Here is a 13,825-nt window from a genome sequence, read left to right as displayed (position 1 = left end):
CTTGAGAGGGGAATCAGTTGCCTTTACTTTCCCCGTCCGAAGCAGCTTCGGCAGAAATGGTATCTCCGGAAATATCATAGGGAGATATACTGAGTGCCATCTCTATGTGAATTTGGTCAGGATTATCGAGATTTTCAAGTTTTCCCAGAGGATAAAAATAGATAATCTCTTCATAATCCAGAGGAATACTCCTCATACTTGTAAAATAACGCAGATTCTCTTTTTGGTCACCCTCTGCAGGTACCCGTAGCCAGATCTCACTCTGAGCAACAAGAATCAGTCCACCCTCCACTTGTCTGTAGGGAGTGAAATGCACCAACAGACGGGCCTGTTCATTCAGCATATTGATAGAGACAGGTCTTCCGGGGATAGTTAATTTCTCAACAACCGACTGCCACATGATATTTTGAATATTATGAATAAGTTTAGCCTGAATACGGACTGTCAGAGCCTCTTTCAGAAGCTGTTCAACAGTTGCCTCATTTGAATCAATCTGACTCTGACTCTGGGTCTGGGTCTGGGTCTGATCCTGAGCAAAGATTCCTGTTTCTAGTGATACAAGCAAAAGGAGTCCAAACAACAATGTTTTTTTCATCAGTGAGAGTTGCCCCCGTATGCGGCTGTCCTCACAAGTGCTGAATCACCCAGACGGGCCAGACTTAAATTCACAGGAAGTTCCATGCTTGTTTCCTGATTAAACAGGACACCACTGCTCTGTTCAATCATACTCAGCATAGCTTCCAGATCCTCACCGGGTATTACAAGGTCTCCGGGCGGTACAGACCATCCTTCGGATATGGCAAGGGGAATTTCAGCATAGGTTGCAGAAGGACCGGTAGTACCGGCCATCAGAAACCCGAAGAAAAACGCCAGGACTGCCGCTGCTGCAGCTGCCATGGGAACTACTGGAGCTCTGAAGCTCAAAACTGTAGACGAATTACTGCGGATATTGCTTTTATGACGTATCAGCATCTGAACATCTGCATAGGAGCTGCTGGATTCCGGCTCTGACTCAGACTGAAGAAATTCAGTCTGCCCGCTGAAACCGTCAATAACAGTCTTACACTGAGGACATTCTCCAATATGATCTTCAATTTTCTCTTTCCAGGGACTGGCGACTTCACCATCATAGAAAGCGGACAACAGTTTGCTGTCAGGGCACATAGACATCTCCCTTATCAAGTATCTCACTTAATTTCTGTCTGGCACGGAAAACCCGTATTTTTACATTACCTTCAGATATCTTCAGTATCTCTCCAATCTGCTTATAGTTGAGGTTGGCATATTCCTTCAAAGAAAGAACCACCCTCATTTTATAAGGCAGCTTCATTAAAGCGTTCTGAACAAGTTTCTTGGACTCGTCCTCCATCAACCCTTTTTCACCGTCATTAACAATCTCGGCCTTGGGCTCATGGTAATGCTTCTGATATGCATTTCTCTCACGTCCCTTGCGTTTTTCATGATTGAACGCAAGATTTTTGACGACCCTGATCATCCAGTACTTAGCCTGGTCGCCGGGAGGAATCTTATCCATGCGCTCATAATAGCGCACAAAGGCCTCCTGACAGAGATCTTCGCTGACCTCCTGACTTCCGGTGATTCTATAGGCAACACGTATCAGTACGGGGTAAAACTCTTTGTATGCAAGCTCAAAATCTTTAGACACTCGGTCCTACCCTCTCAACATTAAAACATGATAATGCCGAAGCTGTTACATGAAATATCAATTTTTTTTCCATTTGGGTCCATCGGGTGAATCTAAAATCTGAATTCCCTGTTCAAGGAGCTGATCTCTGATCTCATCAGAGCGGGCAAAATCCTTGTTTTTACGGGCCTCCTGTCTTTCGGCAATAAGGGCATCGATAGATGCATCCAGTGTACCGCTCTCTTCGGTGTTTTCTTCATCAAGCTTCAGACCGAGGATTCGATCCATATCCATAATGAGGGTCAGTTTGTCAGTGGAACTGAGTTCCTTATTTTTAAGAAGACTCCAGATATCCGCCAGAGCTCTGGGAGTATTGAGATCGGCGGCCATATGATCCTGAAAGTCATTCAATACCTTCTGTCCGGCTTCTGAAAGTACTGAAACATCAGCGGCCTCTCCCTCTTTCTTCATTACAGCAATTTTCCGCATCAGGGATTCACGTGCCGATCTTGAGGCATCCAGAGATTCCCATGAAAAAACGAGCTGTGAACGGTAATGCCCGCCCAGAAGGAAGTATCTGTAGTCCAGGGGATCATAACCCTTATCCACCAGATCCTGCAAAGTAATAAAACCGCCCTTGGATTTGGACATCTTACCGCTCTTCATGAGGATAAATTCATTATGAAGCCAGTAGTTGACCCATTTACAGCCGTTAGCGGCTTCAGACTGGGCAATTTCATTTGTATGGTGAATGGGAATATGATCCACACCACCACAGTGAATATCAAAGTGGGGGCCAAGATACTTTGTGCTCATGGCAGAACATTCAATATGCCAGCCGGGGTAACCCGTTCCCCAGGGAGAATCCCAGGTCATGACCTGATCTCCAAACTTACTATTTGTAAACCAGAGGACAAAGTCGGTGTAGTTTCTTTTGTTTGTATCAACTTCGACCCTGGCTCCGTGCTGAAGGTCCTGGTTTTCGAGGTTGGCCATACGCCCGTATTCGGGATATTTGGATGTATCAAAGTAGACATTTCCACCGGAGACATAGGTAAATCCCTTGTCTTCCAGAGTCTTGACCATATCGATCATCTCCTGAATGTGCTCGGTTGCCTTGCATACCTGATTTGGGCGGATGATGTTCAGTCGCTCTGAATCATTGAAAAACGCATCTGTAAAATGCTTTGCGATATCCCAAACGGTCATACCCTGCTCACGGGCACTCTTGATCATCTTGTCTTCGCCGTCATCGCCGTCACCTGTAAGATGTCCCACATCGGTAACGTTCATTACATGATTAACCCTGTATCCGGCGTACTCCATGGTTCTTTTAAGAATATCTTCATACGTATAGGCCCGCATGTTTCCAATATGGGCGTAGTTGTAAACTGTAGGACCGCAGCAGTACAGGCTGACCTCTCCCTCTTTCAGAGGAACAAAGTCTTCCAGCTGTCTACCATCAGAATTCAACAATTTCATTTTCACAAATACACCTCACTGTGTTGCCATGTCGGGGCAGTCCATTTATCATTAAGATTGTGTACAAATTAAGCAATTTAAATAGAAAAATCAACATCAGAGGCAATATCCGTGAAGAGGAAGCTCTGAAAAGCCATACAAGCTTCCGCACAGGGGGGAAGGCAGACCTTTTTGCCGAACCGGCGGATGAAGAAGATTTGATCCAGCTTCTGAAGGAATTGAAAGAACTGGAGGTTCCCTGGTTTATCCTGGGAGGGGGTGCAAATATTCTGGTTTCCGATAAGGGGATCAGAGGCATGGTCATCTCCATGGCCAATCTGGACAGTATGAAGCTGAAAGGCACGGCTCTGACACTGGGTGCGGGAATGCCTGTTTCTGATGGTGCGGCCTATGCGGCGGATAAGGGACTGAAGGGGCTGGAGTTTATCTACGCCATGCCGGGATCTGTAGGTGGTGCTCTATGGATGAATGCCCGATGTTACGACGGTGAAGTTGCCTCTGTATTAAAGGGTGCAACAATCTTGAATGAAAATTTCGAGAAGGAGTATATACCCTTCAAATCTGAAGACTGGGATTATAAAAAGTCACCCTTTCAAAACAGAAATTGTATTATACTGTCTGCTGAGTTCTCCCTGATACAGGGAGAATCGGGAAAGCTCTGGGAAAGAATGCTTGAAATCCGGAAAGATCGGGATGACAAAGGACATTTCAGAGCACCCTGCGGCGGTTCGACCTTTAAAAATAACAGAGCCTTCGGCGCTCCTTCCGGAAAACTGATTGAAGAAGTCGGTCTGAAAGGAATGCGCCTGGGAGGTGCAGCTGTCTCAGATTGGCATGGTAACATTCTGATTAATGAAAAAAACGCCACGGCGTCTGAAATAAGCAGCCTGATCTGCCTTGTGCAGAAAAAAGTGCAGGAACAAACAGGCTTTCTTCTGGAACCCGAGGTTCTGAGAGTCGGTGATTGGGAGGATGAGGATGCAAAATCTGATTGAGAACTTAAAAGAATATCTGGACCCCCTCAATGTAAATGATCAACAGCTCCATTTGATTCTGGATGAACTCAGCGGTGCTGAAATTGCTGAAATCTGGGATAATTTCAACGATGATGAGAATCTCCGTATGTTTCTCCTTATCCATCAGGATAAACGGGGTGACCTTATATCGGAACTTCAGAATTATGAACAGGAACATCTGATCCGTGAGCTCTCCGAAGGAGTGACCAAATCACTCTTAAATGACATGGAGCCGGATGACCTTGTAGACCTTATACAGTCACTGAGCCCTGAACTCCGTTCCGCCGTATGGGATAAACTCAGCGAAGAGACAAGACAGGAGACGACCTTTCTTCTCCGCTTTGACGAAGATGATGCGGCGGGTCTGATGACTCCCCGTTATGCGGCTATCCTCGGTGATAAAACAGTGGCCCAGGCCCTCCATTTCATCCGCAGCTCCATGGATAAGCTGGAAACAATCTACTACATATATGTGGTGGACAAACTTAAAAGGCTCAACGGTGTAGTCTCTCTGAAAGATATTCTGGGAGCAAAAGATAAAGATATAATTGAAGACATAATGATCAAAAAAGTGATCTATGTTCAGGACGATACTGACCAGGAAGAATCTGCCCGGGTTCTTGAAAACCACGGACTCCTGGCCCTGCCGGTAGTGGATCGCTTTAACCGCCTTTTGGGAATAATCACCTTTGATGACGTAATCGATGTTATACGTGAAGAACAGACAGAAGATATCTACAAGATGGGTGCCATGGGCGGAGATACCCAGAGCTATCTGGAGACGTCTATCTGGGGCCTTGTAAAAAAAAGGATTCCCTGGTTGATAATTCTCCTTGTAGCCGGAACCATAACAACCAATGTACTTCATCTCTATCAGGGAATGATTATGACTGCCGCCTTTCTGACCCTCTTTATTCCGGTCATCACACAGACAGGAGGTAATTCGGGAACCCAGTCCTCCACATTGATGATCCGAGGTCTTGCCACAGGAGAACTTCACTTCAGGGATATCGGAAAGGTTATGCTCAAGGAGGTTCTTGTGGGTCTTCTCATCGGTGTGACAACAGGCCTGGTTATTCTGATAAGAGCCTATTACACACCCCCGGGAATCGAGTTTCTACAGGCAATCGCCATTGCAATTTCTCTCTGTTCAGTTGTTATATTTGCAACCGTACTGGGAGCTCTGGTCCCTATGCTGATTCACCGTATAGGGTTCGACCCTACCGTTGCCGCCGGTCCTCTTATGTCCACTGTAATTGACGTCTGCGGGCTTACTATCTTCTTTGAAGTATCCAAATGGATTCTCCATCTGTGAGAGGGACTGCGGGGAAAGACTCTTCTGAAGCACAGAAGAGCTTCCTGGACAGGCAGTTCAGCAGGATAGTCATTAAAGAGTTTCCTGACAAAATAACTCCCGGGGATATGCTCTATTTTGGCGGCTCCTGTTTTGCAGAAAACCTCTATTCATACTGGCAGGATCATTTCCTCCCCTCTGTACTCTCTCCTTTCGGCAGTACTTATAATCCACTCTCATTAAGGGACAGTTTCACTCTCCTCTGTGAGGAGGGGGATATTAAAGAGGATGAACTTTTCTTCCACCGTGATCTCTGGAGTCATTCCCTCTTCAATACTACAATCAGCAGAGCTGATAAAAATGAACTTCTGACTGTGCTGAACCTTGAACTCAGAAGACACAGAGAACTGTTAAAGGAGTCCGGATTTCTGATTTTGACTCTGGGTACGGCCTTTGTATATGAAGAAATTTCAAGTGGGAAGGTTGTGAATAACTGTCATAAAAGGCCTGGTTCTGATTTCAGGCGCTATGCCATGAAGCCTGAAAATGTTACCGAGGCCCTGAAAGAGCTGAGTAATAGAGTATGCAGCATTAATCCCTCTTTAAAGATAATCCTGAGTCTCAGTCCTATCCGTCATCTAAGGGATAATGCGGCAGAAAACTCATTGAGCAAGGCAGTTCTGCGCTGCGGAATTGATGATTACCTGCAGGGCTGTAAGGATAATGAGCCTGGTTCATTCTATTTTCCATCTTATGAGATACTGCTGGATGAACTGCGGGATTACCGATGGTATGCCGATGATCTCTGTCATCCTTCCCGGGCTGCAAGCAGATATATAATGGAGAGGTTTTGTGAAACGGCTGCCGATAAAGCTCTTCTATCCTATATGGATGAAGCAGAAAGCCTGAAGAATCTGTTGGAGCATAAGCTCCGTTTTCCGGATAGTCCCGAGGCTGTCAGTTTTACAGAAAAAAAAGAGCAGACCCTCAGGGATTTTCAAAATAAATATCCCATGGCTCTGCCCCCTTTATCGTCCAGTCTGGTTAATTAAGCCTTTTTTTCAACACCCATTTAAGAAACTGTGTATGAATCTCCCAGGAGGAGGCTCCGTATCCGCCGGCCGAGAGCCATGCAGAGGGAATGCTCCGCTCTTCTAGAAAACAGTAAAGTCTCTGATCACGATCAAGCATCTGCTCTTTTGTCATCTGCAGTGTAGATGTCGAAGGCAGCTCATCCTTTTCGTAGGGATCAACTCCGGCAACAACAAAGACAAAATCGGGCCTGCCCTTCTCTTCCATCTTACACATCTCATCCAGAAGCCTGTCGGTATACTCAGCCTCTTCTCCTGAAACAATGGGTATATCCACATCACCGGGAAACCATGAGGGATTGAGTGAGCCGTCTTCACGGTATTCCGGACTGTCCAGAGGCCAGCCTGCGGCCATATGAATACTCAGAGATTGAATATCCGGATGGTCTGCCATGATTTCGGCAGTGCCGTCCCCCCTGTGGGCGTCAATATCAATAATCCATGCAGTTTTAAAAAGTCCTTCCTCTTTCGCTTTGAGAAGGGCAATAGATATATCATTAACAAGACAGAAGCCGTGACCGAAATCCGGATGAGCATGATGCATTCCACCACCAAGAAAATAGGCAAAACCGCTCTTCAGGGCTTCGGGAATTACAGCATAGGAACCTGAGACGATATTCATGACATCATCGATGATTCCCCCCAAAGGAGCTTCGGCAGAGTCAGGTTCGTAGCGATTATACCTACCCTCTTCATCAACAAGTTCATAGGATTCCAGTAGAACGCTCTCAAGATCATCGCCGTAAAGACGGGCTGTATATTCCGGGGAATGAGCTCTCTGAAGATCCTCTTTTCCAAGGGTTCTTGGAAAATCAGAGATAAGCCACTCGTCCTGCCTGGGGCCCAGTTCGGGATCTTCCTGAAGTGCCTTTATGGTATTGGTTTTCCTGCTGTCCAGAGAAGGAATCAGGATTCCGTATTTTACAAAACTGATTTTTGCGTCGGGGTTATATATCAACATGGGACAAATATATCAGAAAAGAATAAGCTCCCGGAAGCCACCGGACCAATATTCTTCACCATAATCTACGGTAAACTGTGTTCCTGCCCTGATAAACTGCTGTGCCACAAAGAAAATGACCCAACGATTGTCTATTAGAGTATGCTCCACAGCAAGATTGGCTTCAAAACTATGATTGATATAACGGAGTTCGTTTCCCATCTTTCCTGCGTTGACCTCAAAAAGAAGATCTTCATACCAGGCATCGGGATAATCCCAGGTATAGTCGGTTTCAAAACCTTCCGGAGGACGCTCGGCAGTGTCGGGATCAAGGACAAGATCTTCCCCCGGCTGAACGACTCCGGCATATTCTGCCAGAATATCACCGGGATTCATATCTGCCTCGGCAAACAGGCCGTAACCGACATCTTCAGAAACCAGCCGGATGGAGACATCAGCCATCCAGGCCTCTTTAATTTTATCTTTATAGTCAGAGCTGAGAGTCCTAAACTCCTCATGATTATCCAGGTAATAGGGGGACGTTTTCTGATCTTTTAAAAATACAGAAACATCCTTGTAGATACTCCGGCTCAAATAAGAGAGACCCTTTGATTCCATAAACTTTCGGCGCTCTGCGGGATCTCTATATATTTCGTTCATATTCCTACTTCCTTTATTTTTTTGGTCAGTAGATATTCAAATTCTATATTATCCTTAAAAATCCATTTTTTAATACTGTAGGCCGTAAGAATGGTAATAAGCTTATCTGCCAGATTAGCTGGGATTCTTGCCCAGAAAACAGCTGAAAACATGGACTGCCCCATATGCAGCAATGCGGAAACAACAGAATCTATACCGGCACCTGAATCTCCCCTGAAAAGAAGAAAGGCAATATGGGCACCCAGAACCGCGTTGGTGAAGGCAACCAGAAATGCGGCTATAGACATATGGAGGATATTTTTGAAATACCCCTTCTTATTCATAGTTCCCACAATAAAACCTGTGGCCATATTGCAGACTGCAAAGGGCCAGTAAAGACCTGTCATTCCATATACAAACTCCATTCCGATATTTGTGAGAAGTCCGGTGAGAACTCCTGCCGCAGGTCCGAGAAAAACAGCGGCTACCGCAGTAAAGATAGAATCCAGAAAAAGTGGCGTTTCAAGAATTGCATTATTGAAATAACTGAAAAGAAGATTGAGGATAACAGCTGGAATAATTACATAAAAATAAGTAGAGGCTTTACGGGGTGCTGTCAGTCTTGAAGCAATTTTATTAAATATTTTTTTCATAATTTTATTATGATATATTCTCCTAAAATTGTAAAAAGGTATTAAATATTATCTGATAGAAAGAATGAAAAGGGTATACTCCATAGTATGATCAATACTTCATTTACCCTTGGTGTTTTTACAATACCCATAAAACTCATAGTCTTTATTTTTGCAGCCGCTGCAGCTCATCTACTGCTCTTTATTCTTAAAAGAGAGGACCGTGATATCTTCAAAAAGACTTCAGACCTGTTCTTCAACTCTGTTATTCTGTTTTTTCTGGGTTGGCGGCTGAGCCTGATACTCACAAACTGGTCTACCTTCAGGGGAGCTCCCACGGCGCTTCTCTACCTGCCCGGTGGATTTCTAAACCATCTGGCGGGAGCCGCAGTAGTCCTGCTCACAGTTCTGATATTTTACAAAAGACAAAAATACAGCCTTAAAGAGCTGGCTCGCTGGAGTATTCTAACGGCCGGGACTCTGGCTCTCTACTTTATTCTGACTGTATTTCTCTTATTTATACCCAAGGAATCTCAGTTTCCGGACAATGACATATCGCTTGTGGAGAATAAACCTGCAGCTGCTTTGAACTCAGACAGTGAGATAATTCTTTTGACCATGGAGGGAGAAGAACAGCTCCTTGACCTGACCGGCAGTCCGGTGACCATAGTGAATTTCTGGGCCAGCTGGTGTCCGCCATGCCGGGCGGAAATTCCGGAAATAGACCGTTTCTATTCAGACTACAAAGACAGTGACATACGTCTGATCACCGTAAACATGACTTCAACCGAAAAATCGATGCAGAACGCAGTGGATTTCATAGAGGAGAAAAAGGCGGATTTTCCGGTACTTCTAGACCACAAGGGTGAGGCGGCAGCCTACTTTAAGATCAATTCTGTCCCTTCAACCTTCGTATTTAACAGCAGTGGTGAATTGACAGCACAGAAAACAGGAGCCGTGGATTATGCCTGGCTTAAAAATGTGAGTAATTAGATTAACAAGGCAATAAAATCCTTTGCCAGTTTCTCTGAGCTTGCGAAAAGGACACCTTCTCCATTCATATAGATGGTCTCTTTCTTATTCAGATTAAGCTCTCTGCCCCTATAATCGGAGACCCATCCGCCGGCCTCTTCTACGATACAGACTGTTGCCGCGAAGTCCCAGAAGCAGCCCCCCCCTTCGATTGTTTTGGGAAGCTTGAAATACACAGCCGGATGATTCTCCAGGGTCCAGCAGGCATTGAGTACTGCTCCACCTTCTGTATGAAAACCGGGTCCTGTAAATCCTGAGTTTCGAGCTTTATCCGCAATCAGCTGCCTCAGTTCACTCTGTCTTGGATGGTCTTTCTGATCCCGGTCCATGATCCAGGTCAGAGAGTCACCGGGTGTTTCCTCAGTAGGATTCAGCTTCCAGGGCTTTCCATTTCTCCAGGCCCCAAGACCTTTCACTGCGGAGTACAGCACCTCATCCCTTGGATCATATACGACGCCCACAAGAGCTTTACCCTCCAGGCTCACCAATCCGATAGACACGGCATAACCCGGTTTATCCTCTGAAAACGGAAGGGTTCCGTCAATGGGATCGATACACCAGAAAGCAGACTTGGTCAGACGGCTGCCGTCATCACAGTCCTCTTCGGCAAGAATTCCCAGATCATATTTTTCAATACCGGGAGCCAGTTTCTCAAGTATAAGATTCTGACATTTAAGATCCACCTCGGTGAGAACCTGGGAGGCAAGATTATCTCCCCCTGCCTTCCATTTGACTTCTATCTGCTTTCCTCTATAACTTGCAATCAGCTTTCCTGCCTCAAGGGCGGCTTCCACCGCATTATCGCGAAGTTCAATCAGAGTATTATTATCTGTACTCATCGTATCTGTCATAAACTCTCCAGTATCTTTTGTGCCGCTCTTTCACTGTAGGAATTAAGTTTCCAGTGCCCGGGGCTCCAGCCCTTCAAAAAGCGGTGAAAATCGGTCCAGGCCCAGGGAAAAAGTGCTCTCCCTTCCTCCTCAACCTTCGCTGCATCAATATTTTTTCCATAGTGTAACAGAGCCTGTCTCATATATTCAAAATAGGAATCCAGAAGCTCTGATTCCTTTGCCTCACATTCTTCTTCATAAAAACAGCTCCCAATAAAGTAGGCCAGATCCTTCATCCCGGAACCTCCGCCCACATATTGAAAATCCACTGCGGCAGCCCGGCTGACCTTCCCCCGGGGAAAACAGAAATTGGCAAGTTTGGCATCACCGTGAACAAAGGTCTGATACCGGGCAGCCTTAAGCTTCCGGTCTATTAAAGGAGCAGCTTCTTTCAGTTTACGGTCTCCCAGGACAGCAAGCTCCTGGGGTCTTGTCTCCAGATGCCAGTACGTGCCGCATTCCCAGAGTCCCTCAGGAGTTTCATCCATAAAGCGTGCATGAAAATAGGCCAGCCAGCTGAGACATGCATGAATATCATCGTTATCCACAGACTGTCTGCGCTCCGGAAAACCGGCTGCATCCAGATCTTCGAGAACCATAACCACATCGTCTTCCCTGCTTTCCAGGGCATAACAGACTGGAACTCTGCAGAACTCATCACATCTGGAACTCCAATCACCATACCAGCGGGTCTCCACCTGATAGGAGTGGAGTTTTCTCTGATGGGAAAGGTCGGTATCCCATCCCCCGGGATGTCCTCCTGCAGCGGCTTCACGAAAACGCACATGCTTAACTATGACGGTTAAAGGAACATCTGTTCCTGTACCGCCGTCAAGTTCATATCGAATGATGCTGCCGTAGCCGCTCCATAATTTTTGAATTGTTTCAATTTCCCGGGCCGACCCGGCGCCGGTGGACTTGAGAATAATCTCTTTAACACTCATTTCAAATCAGAGGAGAACCTCTCTCCCCTCCCTGTCGGATTCAATCATGGCCTCAATAATCTTTACATCACGTACTGCATCTTCCTGCCTGAGCTGAGGTGTTGTACCGGCTGCAAGAGAATCAACAAAATCCTGCCACTCATCAAAGAATGTATCATCCCTATCCAGGGAAAATTCCTGAAGCGAAGCATCGGGTCTACGGAGAGTAATCAGACCGTCACTTATTGATAGAGATCCCTCTGTTCCAAAAACCTTCAAGGCCTCATCTCCATGACAGTGCTGCCAGCCCATATTGATGGAACTGATAACACCGGAATCATGAGTCAGAACTGCAAAGCCCGTATCCATGGTTCCCAATAAAGAATTGACCGAAGCTGTACGGGCAAAAACCTTTGTAACAGCACCGGCGATCTGCTGCAGATTATGAACAAAATGAACGCCACCATCCATGACATATCCTCCGGGATACTCATTGTTAGCCCGCCATTGGGTCTTATTAAACTTATTATCCACCTGCATAAATTGAAGCAGATTCCACTGCATTGAATGGATCTGACCTATGATGCCCGCCTTAATCATCTCTTGAGCTTTGAAAATTGAAGCTCTGTAATGGAAGTTTTCAGCCGTTCGGAAAAGAGCACCCCCCTCCTGATTGAGTCCAAGGGTCAACTCAGCTTCCGCCGAATTCAGAGCAGCCGGTTTTTCACAGAACACATTGAATCCTGCCTCCACACAAGCTTTGCTTACAGGATAGTTGAGAGGAATGGGAAGGGAGACAAGAACTGTGTCTATCTCATTCTCAGTGGATATCATCTCTTTCCAGTCTGTATATATTTTCAATTCCGGTCTTCCCAGGAGTGCGGCAGTTTTTTCCGCCTTGGGCAGGCTATGATTGCATAAAGCTTTTATCTCTATTTTATCTTTTAACTTAAGAAGAGCCGGGACATGTGCTTCCTGAGTAATAATTCCGCATCCGATGATGGCTAGTTTCATAATTTCCTCCTGAATTTCAAGGAATCATAGCATATCATAATACCTGAAAACATCCATGTTGCAGTGAATGGAGAAAGAAGAATATTTCTATTGGAGCATTCTTATTATTAATTTATATTTAGACAATGGAATACAGATTAAAACTATTCTCACTCAGAATTCTACCCCTGATTCTGGGTCTGACAGCAATGACTTTTACAGTAGCCTGCAACAGTCCCTATGCCGGAATAGGTGAAAAGCTGGACAGTTCCAGCTGGATTGATATAGAAGCAGACGGGGGAATTCCCTTTCTCAGATCCTTTGATGGCGGTAAGGGAATAGAAATACTTATCATGGAAGGCGAAGTTCTTACAGGGAATGATTTCGGTTCTCTATCCATAATAAGAGTCATGGATGCAGAGTTGCCGGTGAGCTCAGTTCCCAGGCTGGATATTCAGGTACTTCAGGGCAGTTATACAATTTCCCTTTCGAATGTAACATTTGACCTGAACAAGATGTATTCTCTCTCTTTCAAGGACACAGGAGGCGGCATAGTTACCGACAGCTCTCAAAGTGAATCAGAACTTGATGAGAGTCTCAGTTACAGCGGATTTATTAAAGATAATTCTGCCGGAGCAAAGACAGTTTCCTTCAGTGATGGAACAGACAGTTATATATTCCAGCGAATGGATATTACCATTGATAATATCATGAGGACTGATCAAAATGAGATGCAGAAGTCGGTCAATATACACAAGATTTATCAGATAAGCGGAATATTCGCTCCCCAAAGCAGAATACCCGGTTTCGGAGGAACTGATATGCTGAAGTATACGACAAAGACTGATTTCAGCAGCCTTATGAATACTGAAGATGGATCTCATTATATGGCCCTGCAGCTAAAACAGACATTGAAAGCAACTACAACTTTTTATTATAACGATGCCTGTGACCTGAAACCTTTCCGGCTGAACGGAGAATATGTCAGTGTAGCCAGTATGTCGGGAAGCGGTCCTCTATCGGGAATAGTTGATTTTACTATGGAAGGAAGTTCACAGCTCTGGAACTGCAGCATAGATTATAATGACATCTATGTTGAAAACACAGTTGCTGCTTCAGGGACCTACCTTCTGAGTATCGACGGAGGGGAGGCTCAAAGTATTCCTTTTGATAATGCTAATCCTGGAATACTGGATTTCTCTACAATCCCGTCAATTCCGATGACACCATGAGCAGCAGGAAAATGAA

15 protein-coding genes are annotated in these 13,825 nt (G+C 45.4%); 5 read left to right on the top strand and 10 right to left on the bottom strand.

The genetic code is table 11. The features are described 5' to 3' along the window. Window positions 1–13: 13 nt before the first annotated feature. The 4 genes from DV872_RS09665 to cysS are packed head-to-tail and all read right to left on the bottom strand — an operon-like array spanning window position 14 to window position 3,133. On the bottom strand, window positions 14–595 hold the full coding sequence (locus tag DV872_RS09665) for a hypothetical protein (RefSeq protein ID WP_114629723.1): 582 nt from the start codon (window positions 593–595) through the stop codon (window positions 14–16). Next, window positions 595–1,164 (bottom strand): zf-HC2 domain-containing protein, encoded by a 570-nt coding sequence (locus DV872_RS09660; RefSeq protein WP_114629722.1) that lies wholly within the window; start codon window positions 1,162–1,164, stop codon window positions 595–597. Before DV872_RS09660 ends, DV872_RS09665 begins: the two co-directional genes overlap by 1 nt. Continuing rightward, window positions 1,154–1,666, bottom strand: coding sequence for an RNA polymerase sigma factor (locus DV872_RS09655; RefSeq protein WP_114629721.1), 513 nt, complete (start codon window positions 1,664–1,666; stop codon window positions 1,154–1,156). Before DV872_RS09655 ends, DV872_RS09660 begins: the two co-directional genes overlap by 11 nt. Before the next feature lie 57 nt (window positions 1,667–1,723). Beyond that, window positions 1,724–3,133 (bottom strand): cysteine--tRNA ligase, encoded by a 1,410-nt coding sequence (gene cysS / locus DV872_RS09650; protein ID WP_114629720.1) that lies wholly within the window; start codon window positions 3,131–3,133, stop codon window positions 1,724–1,726. Between the two features lie 53 nt (window positions 3,134–3,186). Between cysS and murB the strand changes: the two genes are divergently transcribed. Genes murB through DV872_RS09635 form a run of 3 tightly spaced genes read left to right on the top strand, consistent with a single transcriptional unit; the run spans window position 3,187 to window position 6,489 of the window. Further along, on the top strand, window positions 3,187–4,122 hold the full coding sequence (murB, locus tag DV872_RS09645; protein ID WP_158546906.1) for a UDP-N-acetylmuramate dehydrogenase: 936 nt from the start codon (window positions 3,187–3,189) through the stop codon (window positions 4,120–4,122). After that, window positions 4,106–5,458, top strand: a complete 1,353-nt coding sequence (mgtE, locus tag DV872_RS09640) for a magnesium transporter (protein WP_114629718.1) — start codon at window positions 4,106–4,108, stop codon at window positions 5,456–5,458. The genes murB and mgtE overlap by 17 nt, the downstream gene beginning before the upstream one ends. Next, window positions 5,440–6,489 carry a GSCFA domain-containing protein gene (locus DV872_RS09635; RefSeq protein ID WP_114629717.1) on the top strand — a complete coding sequence of 350 codons (1,050 nt, stop codon included), beginning with the start codon at window positions 5,440–5,442 and terminating at the stop codon, window positions 6,487–6,489. Before mgtE ends, DV872_RS09635 begins: the two co-directional genes overlap by 19 nt. On the opposite strand, the gene DV872_RS09630 is transcribed toward DV872_RS09635, so the two are convergent. The 3 genes from DV872_RS09630 to DV872_RS09620 are packed head-to-tail and all read right to left on the bottom strand — an operon-like array spanning window position 6,482 to window position 8,760. Then, window positions 6,482–7,489, bottom strand: a complete 1,008-nt coding sequence (locus DV872_RS09630; protein WP_114629716.1) for a histone deacetylase — start codon at window positions 7,487–7,489, stop codon at window positions 6,482–6,484. The two genes, DV872_RS09635 and DV872_RS09630, sit on opposite strands and share 8 nt — an antisense overlap. A 12-nt stretch (window positions 7,490–7,501) precedes the next feature. After that, window positions 7,502–8,128 (bottom strand): SET domain-containing protein-lysine N-methyltransferase, encoded by a 627-nt coding sequence (locus DV872_RS09625; RefSeq protein ID WP_114629715.1) that lies wholly within the window; start codon window positions 8,126–8,128, stop codon window positions 7,502–7,504. After that, complete coding sequence (locus DV872_RS09620; protein WP_114629714.1) at window positions 8,125–8,760, bottom strand: ECF transporter S component; 636 nt, start codon at window positions 8,758–8,760, stop codon at window positions 8,125–8,127. The genes DV872_RS09625 and DV872_RS09620 overlap by 4 nt, the downstream gene beginning before the upstream one ends. Before the next feature lie 87 nt (window positions 8,761–8,847). On the opposite strand from DV872_RS09620, the gene DV872_RS09615 reads away from it, so the two are divergent. Continuing rightward, the gene (locus DV872_RS09615; RefSeq protein ID WP_114629713.1) at window positions 8,848–9,732 is read left to right on the top strand and encodes a TlpA disulfide reductase family protein; all 885 of its coding nucleotides are present in this window, start codon (window positions 8,848–8,850) and stop codon (window positions 9,730–9,732) included. On the opposite strand, the gene DV872_RS09610 is transcribed toward DV872_RS09615, so the two are convergent. From DV872_RS09610 to DV872_RS09600, 3 genes are read right to left on the bottom strand one after another with little or no spacing between them, the layout of a single operon-like run. Continuing rightward, a complete protein-coding gene (locus tag DV872_RS09610; RefSeq protein WP_114629712.1) occupies window positions 9,729–10,622 on the bottom strand; it encodes a 3'(2'),5'-bisphosphate nucleotidase CysQ in 894 nt (297 codons plus the stop codon). The genes DV872_RS09615 and DV872_RS09610 overlap by 4 nt on opposite strands. Then, window positions 10,619–11,605: an oxidoreductase family protein gene (locus tag DV872_RS09605; protein WP_114629711.1), complete on the bottom strand. Its 987-nt coding sequence runs from the start codon at window positions 11,603–11,605 to the stop codon at window positions 10,619–10,621. The genes DV872_RS09610 and DV872_RS09605 overlap by 4 nt, the downstream gene beginning before the upstream one ends. Window positions 11,606–11,611: 6 nt before the next feature. Continuing rightward, window positions 11,612–12,598 carry a Gfo/Idh/MocA family protein gene (locus tag DV872_RS09600; protein WP_114629710.1) on the bottom strand — a complete coding sequence of 329 codons (987 nt, stop codon included), beginning with the start codon at window positions 12,596–12,598 and terminating at the stop codon, window positions 11,612–11,614. Window positions 12,599–12,723: 125 nt separating this feature from the next. Between DV872_RS09600 and DV872_RS09595 the strand changes: the two genes are divergently transcribed. Beyond that, a complete protein-coding gene (locus DV872_RS09595) occupies window positions 12,724–13,809 on the top strand; it encodes a hypothetical protein (RefSeq protein ID WP_114629709.1) in 1,086 nt (361 codons plus the stop codon). Window positions 13,810–13,825: the final 16 nt, after the last annotated feature.

The organism is Oceanispirochaeta sp. M1 (assembly GCF_003346715.1).
GTDB lineage: Bacteria > Spirochaetota > Spirochaetia > DSM-2461 > DSM-2461 > Oceanispirochaeta.
The sequence above is the reverse complement of the archived record's forward strand: the minus strand, read 5'-3'. Positions and strand labels throughout refer to the sequence as shown.